Here is a 15,720-nt window from a genome sequence, read left to right as displayed (position 1 = left end):
GCCTTATAATATCTGGAGATCAAGAGAATGAAAAAATGGTTAACGTTAGTGCCAGCAGTATTCTTAACTGCATGTGCCTACGCCCCAATATATAACGGTAAAGAGCCGTACTCGGGTTCTCAATTTATGCTGATGGAAAGCCCGCGCCATACTCTCGACTTTTTTGTTGAGAGTCTGACAGAAGATCTGATGATCTCAAATACGAGCGTGTCAGCAAGAACACCGATTGCAGTCACATCGTTTGTTGATTTGCAAAGTATGGATGCGACTAACTGGTTAGGAAACTCGGTATCAGAAGGGTTTATTCACCAGTTCCAACGTCGTGGTTTCAAAGTTGTGGACTTCAAAACCACAGGCAATATTCAGGTCACCCAGCAAGGTGATTTTGCACTCAGCCGTGATTGGAAAGAGCTCGCCCAAGAGCAAGAAATTCAATACATCCTTACTGGCACGATGCTGCGCCAAGAAGGGGGCGTGCTAGTGAATGCACGTGTGGTTGGTATGCAGTCACGAGTGGTTGTCGCTACAGCGCAAGGGTTTTTGCCAGCTGATCGTATTGGGCGTGATTTAGATACGTTGAATACGATTCGGACACAGGATGGAGTGCTAATTCGCTCAGATCCAACCATGACACAACCATATACTGTGATTTTACGTCCGTAGGAGCAAGAAATGAGTAAGTGGATAGTAATGCTTGCCGTGTTAATCATGGTAGGTTGCCAACCATTGAGTAACATGCGTCCTGATGATTGGCTGACAGCTGTAGGGTACGCGAGTATCAGTGAGCAAGTAGGAAAGAATGAGGAAGAGCAGCAAGTTCGTGCTATGCGTGCCTCTAAGATCGATGCATATCGTGAGCTAGCAGAACAAGTATATGGTATGCGAGTGAGTGGCCGAGCGGATTTGAAAAACCAACGCTTAGGAACGGAAAGAACTTCCGGCGCTGTTGATGGTGTGATCCGTGGTGCGGAAGTAGTACGCAGTTACAAAGTGGGGGACAGCTATGTCACGGAACTTAGACTAGATATCCAAAAGATGGAAAAACTTCGCGAATACGGTGAAGTTCAACAAGTTCCAGAAAAACGCCAGCAAACCCTATTCTAAATTTTATAGTCAGCTCTCTCCAGAATAAAAAGCGGCAACTTAGGTTGCCGCTTTTTATTCCTTGTAACACTATGCTTTTATATTGGTGCCTAGTGTTGATAATGTATGCGTTTGGCCAACTGCGTTGTAGGTCATACCAATCTTTCCGTGACTTTGCTGCATTAGGTTATTCAGTTTATTAAAGCTAACCTGAGCACGTTCAAGTGCTTCTCCATTGATCATATTGGCTTGTTGGCAGTCGTGAATGATTGAACGTACTTGGCTGACCATCGATTTAAGTTGCTCATCTTCTGAAAGGCTAGAAACATCTGGATGAGAGGCTATTCGATCGTCAGTTTGTTTTAACTGAGAAATTAACGTGACTTTAGCTTTTGCTAGTGACTCGATGTCTTTTGCCACACGAGCGGCAATTGCGTGTTTTTCTTGCTCGAGTAATGTAGATAGATCATGGGCGTTTTTGAGTTGAAATTCGACCAAGCTTAATAATGCTGCCATAACTCAATCGCTCCTATCTACAAGTATGCCTATAGGCCGCCAAGTTCATCTTCGAACTTGATCATATTATCAGCAAGCTTCTCGGGATCTACCGTATAAGAACCATTTGCGATCGCTTCTTTGATAGCTGCAACTTTTGCGCTATCGAAGCTTGGTTGTGTGCTCATTTGATTATGCATCGCCCCAATGTCCTTTCCCTGTTGACTAAGAGAAACTGCATCTTTGTCTGTGGCCCCAGACTGTGACGACGATTGAGTACCAGAAGATGCATTAGATTCTGTACGCGTGGAGTTACGAGTCGACGATGTCATCGTGTGTCCAGAGCGTATGTTATCTATACCTGCCATAAATTAGCCTTTCTTTGATTTGGGAACCTGTACAGTCACTATCGACTGCTACAGAAATTACTTTAATAATTTCTACCCATAATATTTGACTGGGCAGTCGCATAAGTCATTCATTGGTCAGAAGTGAACCGTGACTTCTGCAATTCCTGTTACTATACCTTCTATTATACGGTTGGATTTCGTATTTTTCACTCTTATCTGCTCGCCTGCTGCACCATCTGTGAGGGCGGTACCCTTGGTTGTGATGACCATTCCCTGTTTTACTGCTCTAATTACTACCGTTTCATTACGACAAACGACACATATATCCCTTGTTTCGACAACATTTCCGACGTTTAAGTTCCTCTTCACTTTAGCGCCAACAACGGCATTAAGTGAGGAAAAGCCTTGCCGACGTGATCGATGCAGGTCTACCATACTGATAGTTACATCATTATTTGTGATGATTTGCCCCCGACTCAGTGGGCTGGCAACTGTAACTTGAGGGCCAGAAAGTGTTAAACGTACAGGAACATAAAGTTTCCAGTTATCGTCGTAACATTCTACTAACACAGTTATATTGCTCGCAGACCCGTTGAGAGAAGACGATGATGTTTCGAGGGGAGATGGACAGTCGGTTGCGAAAACGCGAGTGTCGATATTGGCTGCAGTGGCGTCGAGTTTACCCCCAGTCGGGGCCTCAACGTTATTAATTATATAGTTCTCAGCGGCTTGCTGAATGGCTTCAATTTGTTCAATCGTCGCAGGTTGCGCATAGAAGCTAAAGAAAACCAACAAAAAGCCGATAGAGTGATTAAAATTTTTATATATAGCTCTACACTTAGTTATGGTAACAAAATACCAATGTGTTTTAGAATACACCATTTTGTTTCTCTGGTTTAACATAGCCTGTAGTAGACTATCACTTTTATAACAAAAGTTTGAGATGGAGATGAGCTTATGACCGGTATTCTTGATTCGGTGAATCAGCGTACACAACTTGTAGGTCAAAACCGATTAGAACTGTTAACATTTCGACTTATGGGTCGTCAGCGTTACGGGATCAACGTATTTAAAGTAAAAGAGGTCCTACAGTGCCCGAAGCTTACTTCAATGCCAAACTTACACCCCCTTGTTCGTGGGGTTGCTCATATTCGTGGCCATACCGTTTCTGTTATTGATCTTAGTTTGGCCATTGGTGGCCGTGCAACTACCGATATCGACAAGTGTTTCGTCGTAATCGCTGAGTTTAACCGTACTATCCAAGCATTTTTGGTGAGCTCTGTAGAGCGTATCATCAACATGCACTGGGAGGCGATCCTTCCTCCACCAGACGGCGCTGGTAAGGCGAACTACCTAACGGCCGTAACCAATATCGACAACGAGCTGGTTGAAATTCTCGATGTGGAAAAGATTCTAGCCGAGATCGCCCCTGTTGACGAGACGATGGATTCCTCCATCGGCGAAGAAATTGCACAAGCAGAAGAAGAGAAGCAAATTGTGCGCCGAATTCTTATTGCGGATGACTCTACCGTTGCGCGTAAGCAGGTTGAGCGAGCAATTACTTCAATCGGATTTGAAGTTGTTTCGGTAAAAGATGGCAAAGAAGCCTATGAGAAGCTTGTAGAAATGTCTGCAGAAGGTAGTATCTATGATCAGATATCTCTCGTGATATCTGATATCGAAATGCCTGAAATGGATGGCTATACTTTAACAGCGGAGATACGCCGCCATGCTGATCTTAAAGATTTGTATGTAATTCTACACTCTTCACTTAGTGGGGTCTTTAACCAAGCCATGGTTGAAAGGGTAGGTGCGAACTCTTTTATCGCGAAATTTAACCCTGATGAACTTGGTAATGCGGTTAAAACAGCATTAACAGAATAAAGAGACATTAATGACAGCGATAACTATAAGCGATCAAGAGTATCGTGATTTCAGCCGCTTTTTAGAATCTCAGTGTGGTATTGTTCTGGGCGACAGTAAACAGTACCTAGTGAGAAGTCGTCTTAGCCCCTTGGTCACCAAATTCAAAGTTGGATCATTATCTGACTTATTAAGAGATGTTGTAACGGGGCGGAATCGTGAACTTCGAGTTGCCGCTGTGGATGCCATGACGACGAATGAGACGTTATGGTTTCGCGATACGTACCCGTTCCAGGTGCTGTCGGAAAAATTGTTACCAGAAATTGCCGCAAATAAAAGGCCTATTAAAATTTGGTCGGCGGCAAGCTCATCGGGTCAAGAACCCTACTCAATGGCAATGACAGTTTTAGAAACTCAGCAGCGTAAGCCAGGGATGTTGCCTAATGTATCGATCACCGCTACCGATATTTCGGCGAGTATGCTTGATATGTGTCGCGCAGGCATTTACGACAACCTTGCATTAGGTCGTGGACTCTCTCCGGAACGCCGCAGAACGTTCTTCGAAGATGCGGGTGACGGCCGTATGAAGGTCAAAGACAACGTTAAGCGTTTGGTGAATTTTCGCCCGCAGAACTTGATGGAAAGTTATGCTCTGCTCGGCAAGTTCGATATCGTTTTCTGCCGTAATGTACTGATCTACTTTTCGCCAGACATGAAGTCTCAAGTTTTGAACCAAATAGCGAACAGCTTGAACCCTGGGGGATACTTGTTACTAGGGGCATCGGAATCACTAACAGGCCTAACCGACCGCTTTGATATGGTTCGATGTAATCCTGGGATCATCTATAAGCTCAAATAGTGTTTCTTTATTTTCAAAGCCCGGCAACTCGCCGGGCTTTTTCTTTATGCGCTCCTGCGCTATATATAGGGTGAGACATTCGAATATCTCTTCACGTACATTTCCAAAGATAGGTCTAGGTTGGTCTGTTATTTGCTTTTTGTAGTGTGATAGCGGTTATTTGGATATTTGCGATAAAAGTTGGTACACAAATTGCTTTTATCTAGATTAATAACGGTCAGTTCTTTGAGTTGAGGCAAGTATGGCTATTTCTTTTGACAATGCTTTAGGTATCCACCAACACACGGTTGGTGTACGTGAGCGCAATGCTGAGGTGATTTCTACCAACATTGCTCAAGCAAACACACCGGGCTTTAAGGCAAAAGGGATGGACTTTAAGAGAGCCTTGCAGGCGGCAACGTCGGAGGCAAGCATTGGTCTTAGCCGCACCGATGGTCGGCATATCTCTGCCTCAACGACAGTGACAGGGGAGCAGCTTTATCGTGTTCCTACTCAGCCTGACACGGGTGATGGCAATACTGTCGATGTGGATCTAGAGCGTAACTTGTTTATGCAGAACCAAATCAGACATCAGGCATCACTTGACTTCTTAGGAAGTAAATTCAAGAACTTAACGAAAGCGATTAAAGGGGAATAATTAGATGAGCTTATTTAATGTATTCAATGTGACTGGTTCTGCAATGAGCGCTGAATCTGTTCGTCTAAACACGACCTCAAGCAACCTGGCAAATGCGGATAGTGTTTCTAGCTCTGCTGAAGAAACCTACAAAGCTCGCCACGCTGTATTTGGCGCGGAGTTAAGTAAAGCACGTTATAACCGTGATCATAACGTGCCAGTGAAAGTGTTAGGTATCGTTGAAAGTGATAAACCACTGGATGCTGAGTACAACCCTGATCATCCACTTGCGAATGACGAAGGCTACATTTATAAGCCAAACGTTAATGTGATGGAAGAAATGGCGAATATGATCTCTGCTTCACGTTCTTACCAAACGAACGTGCAAGTAGCGGATGCAAGTAAACAAATGCTGCTGCGTACGCTGCAGATGGGTCAATAGGGATAAGGGGGTAACAGATGGCCGGAGACATTAATAATGTTGGTCAGAGTGGCTTGTCCTATATCGACCAGCTTAAACAACTACAGGACAAAAATAAGCCTGATGAAGTAACGGGTAAGCAAGCTCTTAAACAAGAAGACTTTCTCTCGTTGCTCACTAAGCAATTGTCCCAGCAGGATCCGTTCAAGCCGGTCAGTAATGATCAAATGATCGCTCAGATGGCGTCGTTTGCAACGGTAGATGGTATTGGCAAGATGAACACTCAGTTTGATACGCTGAACTCTTCTATGACCTCAAACCAAGCGCTGCAAGCCTCATCACTTGTTGGCCGCGATGTTCTAGTTCCTGGAGCAGCGGGTAGCAAGAAAGATGACGGTGAGATGTCTGCAATGGTCAAGCTGCCGAAAAACGTTGATAACGTGATGGTTCGTATTGAAGACCAAATGGGCCAGCTTATCAGAACATTTGATGTCGGTGCACAGCCTGCGGGCGATAGCCGAGTCACTTGGGATGGTAAAGACCAAGAAGGAAATCCATTGCCGGCTGGCAAATACAATGTTAAAGCCTCGGGCATACTCGACGGGCAATCTACAGAATTTGATGTTTCAACATACGCAAACGTCAATAGTGTATTGCTAGGTAAGGGCGATGGTAATGTACTACTCAATCTAGCTGGTTTTGAATCGCCAGTTCGACTTGCTGAAGTACTAGAAGTTGGCAAAGCATAGCCACACTAGCTAGATAGGAGATATAGAATGTCATATGTTGCACTTAGCGGCTTATCGGCTGCTCAATTAGATATGAATACAACGAGTAACAACATTGCTAACGCAAACACGTACGGCTTTAAAGAGTCGCGTGCAGAGTTCGGTGATGTGTACTCTAACTCGTTATTCACTCATGCGAAAACAACTCCAGGGCAAGGTGTGCAAGCCTCTCAAGTAGCCCAGCAGTTTCACGAAGGTTCGAGTGTTTATACCAACAACCCGATGGATCTTCGTATTTCAGGTAATGGTTTCTTTGCTGTTGCGAAAGATCGTTTGTCTCCTACGACTAACGAAATGACGCGTAACGGTGCGTTCCATCTGAACAAAAGTAACTACATGGTGAATGCGAACGAGGAATATCTTCTAGGTTACCAAGTCAATAAAGAAACTGGACAGGCCTTGTCTTATGAGCCTTCTCCTATCCAGATTCCGAAAGAATACGGTAAACCAAAAGAAACAGAGAACGTGAAAATCGGCATTAACTTGCCAGCCGATGCAGAGCTAAAAGACCCAGCATTGTTTGATATTAACGATCCTGAAACTTACAACCGTTCAACGTCTTCAACGGTCTATGACTCAATGGGACAATCGTACAAGTTGACTACGTATTACTTGAAAGATGCGACCCAGCCAAACACTTGGCAAAGTTACTACACAGTGACGGATGGTGACGGTGAAAAGCCAGTCAACATTACTGGTGGTGACGCAACGTCTCCTACCGGCCATATCGGTCATACTTTTAGGTTCAACAATGATGGTACGCTTGCTAGCCTCAATAATGGTAATCCTATTACTACTGAACCTCTGGGTTCGGGTGCTAACCCAATTGATTTGGGTGGTGCGGATGTTAACCAAACCTTGAACTTTAAACTCGGTGACTCAACCCAATTTGCGGCTCCATTTGAGCTTCAGGCATTTGATGAAGATGGCGCGACAACTGGTTTCCTTGCCAAAGTAGATTTTGACGAAAAAGGTAGCGTTGTCGGCACTTACTCAAATGGTGAGGAAGTTATCCTTGGACGTGTTGCAATGGTTCGTGTGGCAAATGAGCAAGGCTTGGCTAAGAAAGGGGGAACCCAGTGGGATTCTACCAACCTGTCGGGCAAAAAGGTTTGGGGTGAGTCTAACACCGGCTCGTTTGGTTCAATTGGTAGTGGTGTACTAGAGCAATCTAACATCGATATGACGCAAGAGTTGGTGGACCTTATTTCCGCTCAACGAAACTTCCAAGCGAACTCTCGTTCTTTAGAAGTTCATAACCAAACACAACAAAATATCCTTCAGATTCGATAGTCGAATATTCTCCTATCGATGAACAACTTCAATGGCAAGCGAGTGGCAATCACTGGCTTGCTGTTGTTGCCACCTATGGCAATTCACTTCTTTATCTCTACATTCGCTTGCCGTTTTCGCTAAAATCTCTCATATATCAATAAGATAAAAATTGGCACGTTCATTGCTTTAATTGATCTGAATATAGGTTATTGGAGCACGTTATGGATCGCGCACTGTTTCTTGCCATGAGTGGCGCAAAGCAAAATATGCAGGCTTTACAGCTTAGAGCTAACAACCTTGCGAACGTTAGTACCACGGGTTTCCGTGCTGATTTGGCGCAAGCAAGGTCAATGCAGGCTTATGGTGATGGTTTACCTAGCCGCGTATTTAGCATGACTGAGCGACCAGGGCAGAATTTTGCACAGGGCAGCGTCATTACGACAGGCCGAGATCTCGATGTCACGATCAAGGGTAACGGCTGGATTTCTGTAATGGATAAGACCGGCAAGGAAGGTCTCACTCGTAACGGCAACCTAAAGATTGACCAAAACGGTTTACTCACCAATTCTGCAGGCCACCTTGTACTTGGTGAGAATGGGGCACCAATTACGTTGCCTATCCCGCTAAGCAAAGTCGAAATAGGTACTGATGGTACGATCTCGGTTGTACCTCAAGGCGCTCCTGCGGACGCTATTGAAGTGGTTGATCGTATTAAGCTCACCAACACCAATAACCAAGCCTTATTCAAAGATTCCAATGGCCTTTTTCGTTCGAAAGAGCCAAATGTGGCATATGAAGCAGATGCCAATGTCAAACTTCTTACTGGCGCCATTGAAGGAAGCAATGTGAACGCGGTAGGTGAGATGACAAGTCTAATTGATTTGCAAAGACAATTTGAAATGCAGGTCAAGATGATGAGCACGGCAGAGGATATGGATAAAGCATCCGATTCTCTCCTTCGTATGAGCTAATAAGGATTTAAGGAGACGACTATGCATCCAGCATTATGGGTCAGTAAGACTGGACTTGACGCCCAGCAAACCAATATCTCAACGATTTCGAACAACTTGGCTAACGCATCGACAGTGGGTTACAAGAAAAGCCGTGCGGTTTTTGAAGATTTGTTTTACCAAAATATTAATCAACCTGGCGGCCAGTCTTCTCAGAATACCGAACTGCCAAGCGGTTTAATGCTTGGTGCCGGTTCTAAAGTAGTTGCTACACAAAAAGTTCATACACAAGGTAATACTCAGACCTCAAGCAATAGCTTGGACATGATGATTGAAGGTGATGGCTTTTTCCAAATTCTGATGCCAGACGGCAATATTGGTTACACGCGTAACGGTCAATTCACGGTGAATGATGAAGGTGCATTAGTCACGTCTGGCGCAGGTTATACCGTCGAACCAGAGATCGTTATTCCACAAGATGCAACAAGCATTACTGTGGGTACGGACGGTGAGGTATCCGTTCGCCTCCCTGGTCAGCAAGATAACCAAGTTGTCGGTCAGCTTACTACCGTAGACTTCGTCAACCCTGGTGGTCTAGAGCCTATTGGTCAAAACCTTTACTTGCCGACAGGGGCAAGTGGTGACCCACAGGAGGGTGTTCCAGGTTTTGATGGGTTTGGTGATATCCGCCAAGCGATGCTTGAAACTTCAAACGTTAATGTCACGGAAGAGTTGGTTAATATGATCGAAGCTCAACGAGTCTACGAAATGAATTCGAAAGTAATTTCAGCGGTAGATAAGATGATGAGCTTTGTGAACCAACAGCTATAAGTTTGAATTGAGGAATTCGATATGATTCGCCAAATTTCTGTTCTTTCATTGTTGGTTCTAGCTGGCTGTTCGGCATTTCAAGAACCAATAGAGACTTCTGATGTTGTACAGGGCACAACGACGGTTGATGCGGTTGAAGGAGATAAGTCTTCTGACGAGCAATCGGGACTTACGGATGCACTGCGCGGACGTAATGATCCAGTTGCAGGAGATCCTGCATGGGCGCCAATTCACCCTAAACACGCGCCAGAGCACTATGCGGCAGAAACGGGCTCTCTGTTTAACTTGGCCAGTGCAAATAGTTTATATGATGACTCAAAGCCACGTGGTGTGGGCGATATCATCACTGTTGAACTGAATGAGAGCACCAAAGCGGCGAAAAGTGCAGATGCTGACCTTTCGAAAGCGAATGACTCTTCAATGGAACCGCTTGAAGTGGGTGGACAACCACTGAACATCGGTGACTACGATTTCTCCTATAATTTACAAAATGACAATAACTTCAGTGGTAGTGCTGAAGCGAACCAAAGCAACAGTATTTCTGGTTTCATTACGGTTGAAGTCATTGAAGTGTTAGCAAACGGCAACCTCGTCATTCGTGGTGAAAAGTGGCTAACGCTGAATACGGGCGATGAATACATCCGATTAAGCGGAACGATTCGACCGGACGATATTGATTTTGACAACAGCATTGCGTCGAACCGTATTTCAAATGCTCGAATCCAGTATTCTGGTACGGGTACCAACAGAGATATGCAAGAACCTGGATTCTTGGCACGATTCTTTAATGTCTCATTATAACGTTGTAGAAAGGTCGAGTTTTTGGCTTCACGCTCATTTCATTGAAAGGTATATATGATGAAAAAGTTATCCCTGTTACTGATTGGCATTTGTTTCATTGCCACTAGCGCGCAAGCGGCGCGTATCAAAGATGTAGCGCAAGTTGCAGGGGTACGTAGTAACCAATTGGTGGGTTACGGTCTAGTCACGGGTTTACCGGGCACCGGTGAATCCACCCCGTTTACAGACCAAAGCTTCAATGCAATGCTGCAAAACTTCGGCATTCAGTTGCCGCCGGGTACTAAGCCAAAAACTAAAAACGTCGCTGCAGTTATTGTAACTGCAGACCTACCGGCATTTTCTAAACAAGGCCAAACCATCGATGTAACCGTCTCTTCGATTGGCTCTGCGAAAAGTCTACGTGGCGGTACATTGATGCAAACCTTTCTAAAAGGCTTGGATGGTGAAACGTATGCAGTAGCACAAGGTAATCTTGTGGTGAGTGGTTTCAGCGCGGAGGGCGCAGATGGCTCGAAAATCGTGGGTAATAACCCTACTGCAGGTATGATTTCTAGCGGCGCAATCGTCGAGCGAGAAATACCATCGCCATTTAGCCGAGGTGACTTTATCACTTTTAACTTGCTTGAATCTGATTTTACCACTGCTCAACGTATGGCTGATGCGGTCAATAACTTCCTAGGCCCTCAAATGGCATCTGCTGTGGATGCGACCTCAGTAAAAGTTCGTGCTCCACGCGATGTGAGCCAGCGAGTTGCTTTCTTGTCTGCGATCGAAAACTTAGAGTTCAACCCAGCAGATGGTGCTGCAAAAATTATCGTTAACTCGCGTACTGGTACTATTGTCGTAGGGCGTCATGTAAGGCTAAAACCTGCCGCCGTAACTCACGGTGGAATGACTGTAGCGATTAAAGAAAACCTGAATGTGAGCCAGCCGAATGCCTTTGGTGGCGGAGAAACGGTAGTAACCCCTGACACTGATATTGAAGTGACTGAAGAACAGGGAAAAATGTTCAAGTTTGAACCTGGTCTAACCCTAGATGATCTCGTTCGTGCGGTGAACGAAGTCGGCGCTGCACCTTCTGATCTCATGGCCATTCTGCAAGCGCTTAAACAAGCGGGTGCAATTGAAGGCCAATTGATAGTTATCTAAGGGGCTGTGTCATGATTAACAATGGAAATGATGTTGGATTCGTACATGACATTGCTAGCTTAGACAAGCTTCGACAACAGGCCGTGAACGGAGAAGGTGAAGGCGAGAAAGCGGCCTTGACTGCAGCTGCGAAACAGTTTGAATCGATTTTCACTTCGATGCTTTTCAAATCAATGCGTGATGCCAACTCTACGTTTGATTCCGGTTTAATGAATAGCCAAAACGAGCAATTTTATCGTCAGATGTTGGATGAACAGATGGCGAGTGATATGAGCAAGTCTGGCTCGTTAGGCTTAGCTGATATGATCGTTGCTCAATTGAGCACGGGGACAATCAATGACCCTAATGCCGATAATCGAAAAGACAACTTCGAAGAAATCATGGACAAAGTAGCACGTAGTCGTGAAATGCGGGCTCAATCTGGTAATGATGTTGCTCCTTTAGCTGCTGAACCAACCTCGTTTGAATCTCCGGAAAGCTTTATTGCTTCTATGAAGCCGTATGCTGAGCAAGCCGCCAAGGCGCTTGGTGTTGACTCCTCGTTATTGCTTGCACAAGCTGCTCTTGAGACAGGGTGGGGGCAAAAAGTGGTTAAGAACTCACGTGGAAGCAGTAACAACTTATTCAATATTAAAGCGGATAGAAGCTGGCAAGGTGATAAAGTAGCCACTCAAACTCTGGAATATCATGGTGATACGCCAGTGAAAGAGAAAGCAGCATTCCGCTCTTATCAAAGTTATCAAGATAGCTTTGAGGATTACGTGCAATTCCTTAACCAGAACCCACGTTACAGTACAGCGCTACAGAACAACGGCAGCTCTGAAGACTTTATTCGAGGCATCCATCAAGCGGGTTACGCCACAGACCCTAAATACGCAGATAAGGTCCTTCGAGTTAAACAACGAATCGACCAAATGTAAGCACATAATAAAGCCCGCTGTTGCGGGTTTTATTATGTTCTCAATTTTCAGGTATTGCCTCCCGCACTTCCAAACAATAGGCGCTATAACCCCTGTTTAATGTAAATATTACCCACTTGGCATACATATTGCTTTTTAACTAGTGGATGAGTAGTAACTACTCCATTTTATTGGTTTTTTGGGGGGCGTATGTCGTCAGATCTTCTGAATTTAGGGGCACAAAGTGTTCTCACATCTCAGAGACAGCTAAACACGACTGGTCATAACATTTCTAATGTGAATACAGAAGGTTATAGCCGTCAATCTGTAATCCAAGGAACCAATGATCCTCGTCACTTTGGTGGGCAGACCTATGGGATGGGTGTCCACGTGGAAAATGTTCGCCGCTCATGGGATCAATTTGCCGTTAATGAGTTGAACCTCTCGACGACTAATAATGCTTTTCGTAAAGACACAGAAGAAAACTTAGACATGTTGACGCGCATGCTGTCTTCAGTGACTTCCAAAAAAATTCCAGAGAACCTGAACCAATGGTTTGATGCTGTTAAAACACTAGCTGATAGCCCAAATGATGTCGGTTCACGTAAAGTTGTTCTCGAAAAAGCGGAGCTCATTGCCAAGAATCTCAACGACTTCCACGAGACGGTAAGGATGCAATCTGACGTTGCCAACAAAAAGCTCAATATGGGTGTGGAACGAATCAATCAGATTGCCTATGAATTAAGAGATTTGCAGCGTTTAATGATGCGGACTCCAGCGCCGCATAACGATTTAAAAGATCAGCATGACGAACTCGTCAACGAGCTTTCTCAATACACCAAGGTTACGGTTACCACTCGTCAAAATAACGAGGGATACAACGTCCATATTGGTAACGGACATACTTTAGTTTCCGGCACTGAAGCAAGCCAACTAGCGGTCATGGATGGGTACCCAGATGTGCATAAACGTCGTCTTGCAATGGTGGAAGGCAAAGGTATCAAGGCCATTACCGCTAAAGATATTGGCGGTAACATTGGCGCCATTTTGGACATGCGTGATGAGCATATACCTCAAGTAATGGATCAGATGGGCCTACTTTCCACTGCCTTTGCACATGAGGTGAATAAATTACAATCTCAAGGTCTGGACCTACGAGGCAACGTCGGTGGTCTTATCTTTACTGATATGAACTCTGAAGTAGTCGCAAAATCTCGTGTTGTTCAACCTGCGGGCTCGAATGCTGAGCTTGCTGTATTTATTGATGATACTGCCCAGCTTCAAGGGGGCGAGTATTCTCTGCAATACAACGGCAGCGACTACATTGTCACTAAGCCAACAGGAGAACGCATTACAGCTCCTCTAGTCGGTGGAGAGCTACTGGTTGATGGGATGCGTATTGAGGTCCGAAAAGGGCTAGAGCTTGGAGAACGTATACTTATTCGCCCAACGCGCCAAGGGGCGGCACAAATTCAGATGCGTACCAATGATCCAACTGCGATTGCGGCACAAAGCTATCAGGCATCAACCACTTTTGCACAAGGTAGTGCGAGCTTCAAGATTAGAGCTGCGGGCGACCTTCGAGAGTTCGAAGTGGTGATTTCACCAAAGGGCGATCAGTTTGCTGTAACGGATACCAAAGGCAAAGTGCTGATGCAGCCACAAGCGTACCCACCTACTGGGCCTGTGACAGTTCAGGGCACCACGTTTGAGCTTTCAGCTGGCGCTTTGCCGAATGATAAGTTTACGGCAAACCTTGTCCCTTCTGAAGGTGACAACGGCAACTTACGTAAAATGCAGGATCTGCAGACAGCGAAAAAGCTGAATGATAAAGAGTCGACCATCATCGACGTTTACCAAAACCTAAACAGCAATGTTGCGCTTAAAACGTCCACCGCCTCGCGTCTTGCAGACGTAGCACGCTTAGAAAAAGAAGCGGCCCAAGAGCGCATTGCATCTATTGCTGGTGTAAACCTGGATGAAGAAGCGGCAAACATGATGAAGTTTCAACAGTCGTATATGGCGTCTTCACGCATTATCCAAGCGGCAAATGACACATTCAACACCATCTTGGCACTAAGGTAGGAGGCTAATTAATGTTAAATAGAATCTCTAGCTTCCATAACTATCAGTCGGTACAAAATGATTTGCGCCGCCAAGAAACTCAGGTGCACCACAACCAAGCGCAATTGGCATCGGGCAAAAAGCTGCAAAAAGCCAGTGATGATCCGCTAGCAGCCCACTATATCCAGAATGTAACTCAGCAATCGGAACAATTACGCCAGTATGTTGATGCGATCGTGTTGGTGAGAAACCGCTTAGAACATCATGAAGTCATTGTTTCCAATGCGGAGAGTTTTGCCGATGAAGCGAAACGTACTGTAATGGAAATGATCAACGGCTCGTTATCACCGGAAGATAGGGTGGCTAAATCTAGAGAAATTGAAGAGATTGCCAATAACTTTTTGAACCTTGTTAATGTACAAGACGAGTCTGGTAACTACATATTCGCCGGTACAAAACCGAAGAATCAACCTTTCTTCAAAGACAATCAAGGGAACGTAAGTTACGCAGGTGATGACTACCAGCGCAAGATGAAAATCTCTAACAGTTTGGAGATGGCAATCAATGACCCTGGCAGCAAGATGTTTATGGAGATTGATAATCCATTTGGTGATTACGAGCCTCAGTATCAATTGAATGATGGTTCCGATCTTCTATTAGAGCGTGCTGTTAATACTAACCCAGATGATCAGTCAGTCTATAAAGTGACTTTTGTTGATATGGCGAATGGCAAGTTTGGCTATCAGCTGGAGCAAGACGGTGCTGTAGTAAAAGCCGATGAGTTTGACCCTTCGGTGGGCATCAAGTACCAAGACGTTACTATTCAGGTAAAAGGGCAGATCACCAAAGGTGATGCCATTTCACTCGAACCTAGAAAGACTTATTCCATCTTCGATAGCTTTAGAGACGCGATGGAGTTATCCAAGGGTTCAGTGTCAGACCCGAATGTTACAGCGAAACTGCATCAGATCACGCAAGAATTCCATGCTGCATTTATACACCTTAACAAAGCGCGTACTGACGTTGGTGCACGTTTAGGTACTTTAGATATCCAAGAGCAGCAACATGAAGACTTCAAGATTACATTAGCTAAATCTAGAAGTAATTTCGAAGATTTGGACTATGCGGCTGCCGTTATTGAGTTCAATGAAAACACTCGGGCACTGCAAGCGTCGCAACAGGCATTCGGCAAAACGAAAGACCTCACTCTATTTAACTACATCTAACTTTAATGCCATACGTGCATCTGCCGTATGAGCGAAGTGATGTGTTGTGC

At 44.9% G+C, this 15,720-nt stretch carries 18 protein-coding genes; 15 read left to right on the top strand and 3 right to left on the bottom strand.

Annotated elements, in window-relative coordinates:
- Positions 1–27: 27 nt before the first annotated feature.
- Both ACXABW_RS11210 and flgP read left to right on the top strand, forming a co-directional pair.
- Positions 28–663: a FlgO family outer membrane protein gene (locus ACXABW_RS11210; RefSeq protein WP_252027797.1), complete on the top strand. Its 636-nt coding sequence runs from the start codon at positions 28–30 to the stop codon at positions 661–663.
- A 9-nt stretch (positions 664–672) separates the two neighbouring features.
- Complete coding sequence (gene flgP / locus ACXABW_RS11205; RefSeq protein ID WP_457522728.1) at positions 673–1,104, top strand: flagellar assembly lipoprotein FlgP; 432 nt, start codon at positions 673–675, stop codon at positions 1,102–1,104.
- 69 nt (positions 1,105–1,173) lie between these two features.
- On the opposite strand, the gene ACXABW_RS11200 is transcribed toward flgP, so the two are convergent.
- The 3 genes from ACXABW_RS11200 to flgA form a co-directional block, all read right to left on the bottom strand.
- A complete protein-coding gene (locus tag ACXABW_RS11200) occupies positions 1,174–1,599 on the bottom strand; it encodes a flagella synthesis protein FlgN (RefSeq protein ID WP_457522726.1) in 426 nt (141 codons plus the stop codon).
- A 29-nt stretch (positions 1,600–1,628) separates the two neighbouring features.
- Positions 1,629–1,946: a flagellar biosynthesis anti-sigma factor FlgM gene (gene flgM, locus ACXABW_RS11195; protein ID WP_252027794.1), complete on the bottom strand. Its 318-nt coding sequence runs from the start codon at positions 1,944–1,946 to the stop codon at positions 1,629–1,631.
- Between the two features lie 117 nt (positions 1,947–2,063).
- Positions 2,064–2,810: a flagellar basal body P-ring formation chaperone FlgA gene (flgA, locus tag ACXABW_RS11190; RefSeq protein WP_457522724.1), complete on the bottom strand. Its 747-nt coding sequence runs from the start codon at positions 2,808–2,810 to the stop codon at positions 2,064–2,066.
- A 75-nt stretch (positions 2,811–2,885) separates the two neighbouring features.
- On the opposite strand from flgA, the gene ACXABW_RS11185 reads away from it, so the two are divergent.
- From ACXABW_RS11185 to flgL, 13 genes are all read left to right on the top strand, one after another.
- On the top strand, positions 2,886–3,812 hold the full coding sequence (locus ACXABW_RS11185) for a chemotaxis protein (RefSeq protein WP_252027792.1): 927 nt from the start codon (positions 2,886–2,888) through the stop codon (positions 3,810–3,812).
- Positions 3,813–3,822: 10 nt separating this feature from the next.
- Positions 3,823–4,650 (top strand): protein-glutamate O-methyltransferase, encoded by an 828-nt coding sequence (locus tag ACXABW_RS11180; protein ID WP_265688227.1) that lies wholly within the window; start codon positions 3,823–3,825, stop codon positions 4,648–4,650.
- A gap of 241 nt (positions 4,651–4,891) precedes the next feature.
- On the top strand, positions 4,892–5,287 hold the full coding sequence (gene flgB / locus ACXABW_RS11175) for a flagellar basal body rod protein FlgB (protein WP_252027790.1): 396 nt from the start codon (positions 4,892–4,894) through the stop codon (positions 5,285–5,287).
- A gap of 4 nt (positions 5,288–5,291) precedes the next feature.
- Entirely contained in the window at positions 5,292–5,708 is a 417-nt protein-coding gene (gene flgC / locus ACXABW_RS11170; protein WP_252027789.1) for a flagellar basal body rod protein FlgC, read from the top strand.
- Between the two features lie 17 nt (positions 5,709–5,725).
- The gene (flgD, locus tag ACXABW_RS11165; RefSeq protein ID WP_252027788.1) at positions 5,726–6,436 is read left to right on the top strand and encodes a flagellar hook assembly protein FlgD; all 711 of its coding nucleotides are present in this window, start codon (positions 5,726–5,728) and stop codon (positions 6,434–6,436) included.
- 27 nt (positions 6,437–6,463) lie between these two features.
- Positions 6,464–7,768, top strand: a complete 1,305-nt coding sequence (gene flgE / locus ACXABW_RS11160) for a flagellar hook protein FlgE (protein ID WP_457522722.1) — start codon at positions 6,464–6,466, stop codon at positions 7,766–7,768.
- A gap of 203 nt (positions 7,769–7,971) precedes the next feature.
- On the top strand, positions 7,972–8,721 hold the full coding sequence (gene flgF, locus ACXABW_RS11155; RefSeq protein WP_252027786.1) for a flagellar basal-body rod protein FlgF: 750 nt from the start codon (positions 7,972–7,974) through the stop codon (positions 8,719–8,721).
- 21 nt (positions 8,722–8,742) lie between these two features.
- The gene (gene flgG / locus ACXABW_RS11150) at positions 8,743–9,531 is read left to right on the top strand and encodes a flagellar basal-body rod protein FlgG (protein WP_252027785.1); all 789 of its coding nucleotides are present in this window, start codon (positions 8,743–8,745) and stop codon (positions 9,529–9,531) included.
- Between the two features lie 21 nt (positions 9,532–9,552).
- On the top strand, positions 9,553–10,332 hold the full coding sequence (flgH, locus tag ACXABW_RS11145; protein ID WP_457522720.1) for a flagellar basal body L-ring protein FlgH: 780 nt from the start codon (positions 9,553–9,555) through the stop codon (positions 10,330–10,332).
- 57 nt (positions 10,333–10,389) lie between these two features.
- Entirely contained in the window at positions 10,390–11,481 is a 1,092-nt protein-coding gene (locus ACXABW_RS11140) for a flagellar basal body P-ring protein FlgI (protein WP_252027784.1), read from the top strand.
- An 11-nt stretch (positions 11,482–11,492) separates the two neighbouring features.
- Positions 11,493–12,401, top strand: a complete 909-nt coding sequence (gene flgJ, locus ACXABW_RS11135) for a flagellar assembly peptidoglycan hydrolase FlgJ (protein WP_457522718.1) — start codon at positions 11,493–11,495, stop codon at positions 12,399–12,401.
- Between the two features lie 189 nt (positions 12,402–12,590).
- The gene (flgK, locus tag ACXABW_RS11130; RefSeq protein ID WP_252027782.1) at positions 12,591–14,465 is read left to right on the top strand and encodes a flagellar hook-associated protein FlgK; all 1,875 of its coding nucleotides are present in this window, start codon (positions 12,591–12,593) and stop codon (positions 14,463–14,465) included.
- Positions 14,466–14,476: 11 nt separating this feature from the next.
- On the top strand, positions 14,477–15,670 hold the full coding sequence (gene flgL, locus ACXABW_RS11125) for a flagellar hook-associated protein FlgL (protein ID WP_252027781.1): 1,194 nt from the start codon (positions 14,477–14,479) through the stop codon (positions 15,668–15,670).
- The last annotated feature ends 50 nt before the right edge of the window (positions 15,671–15,720 follow it).

The organism is Vibrio paucivorans (genome assembly GCF_054053395.1).
This window is presented reverse-complemented; position numbering and strand designations above follow the sequence as displayed.

Coding starts and splice junctions, on each gene's coding strand:
- flgG (WP_252027785.1), top strand. CDS start 8,743: ATGCATCCAGCATTATGGGTCAGTAAGACTGGACTTGACGCCCAGCAA.
- flgC (WP_252027789.1), top strand. CDS start 5,292: ATGAGCTTATTTAATGTATTCAATGTGACTGGTTCTGCAATGAGCGCT.
- flgF (WP_252027786.1), top strand. CDS start 7,972: ATGGATCGCGCACTGTTTCTTGCCATGAGTGGCGCAAAGCAAAATATG.
- flgD (WP_252027788.1), top strand. CDS start 5,726: ATGGCCGGAGACATTAATAATGTTGGTCAGAGTGGCTTGTCCTATATC.
- flgA (WP_457522724.1), bottom strand. CDS start 2,810: ATGGTGTATTCTAAAACACATTGGTATTTTGTTACCATAACTAAGTGT.
- flgK (WP_252027782.1), top strand. CDS start 12,591: ATGTCGTCAGATCTTCTGAATTTAGGGGCACAAAGTGTTCTCACATCT.
- flgE (WP_457522722.1), top strand. CDS start 6,464: ATGTCATATGTTGCACTTAGCGGCTTATCGGCTGCTCAATTAGATATG.
- flgB (WP_252027790.1), top strand. CDS start 4,892: ATGGCTATTTCTTTTGACAATGCTTTAGGTATCCACCAACACACGGTT.
- flgM (WP_252027794.1), bottom strand. CDS start 1,946: ATGGCAGGTATAGATAACATACGCTCTGGACACACGATGACATCGTCG.
- ACXABW_RS11200 (WP_457522726.1), bottom strand. CDS start 1,599: ATGGCAGCATTATTAAGCTTGGTCGAATTTCAACTCAAAAACGCCCAT.
- ACXABW_RS11185 (WP_252027792.1), top strand. CDS start 2,886: ATGACCGGTATTCTTGATTCGGTGAATCAGCGTACACAACTTGTAGGT.
- flgL (WP_252027781.1), top strand. CDS start 14,477: ATGTTAAATAGAATCTCTAGCTTCCATAACTATCAGTCGGTACAAAAT.
- ACXABW_RS11180 (WP_265688227.1), top strand. CDS start 3,823: ATGACAGCGATAACTATAAGCGATCAAGAGTATCGTGATTTCAGCCGC.
- ACXABW_RS11140 (WP_252027784.1), top strand. CDS start 10,390: ATGAAAAAGTTATCCCTGTTACTGATTGGCATTTGTTTCATTGCCACT.
- flgH (WP_457522720.1), top strand. CDS start 9,553: ATGATTCGCCAAATTTCTGTTCTTTCATTGTTGGTTCTAGCTGGCTGT.
- flgJ (WP_457522718.1), top strand. CDS start 11,493: ATGATTAACAATGGAAATGATGTTGGATTCGTACATGACATTGCTAGC.
- flgP (WP_457522728.1), top strand. CDS start 673: ATGAGTAAGTGGATAGTAATGCTTGCCGTGTTAATCATGGTAGGTTGC.
- ACXABW_RS11210 (WP_252027797.1), top strand. CDS start 28: ATGAAAAAATGGTTAACGTTAGTGCCAGCAGTATTCTTAACTGCATGT.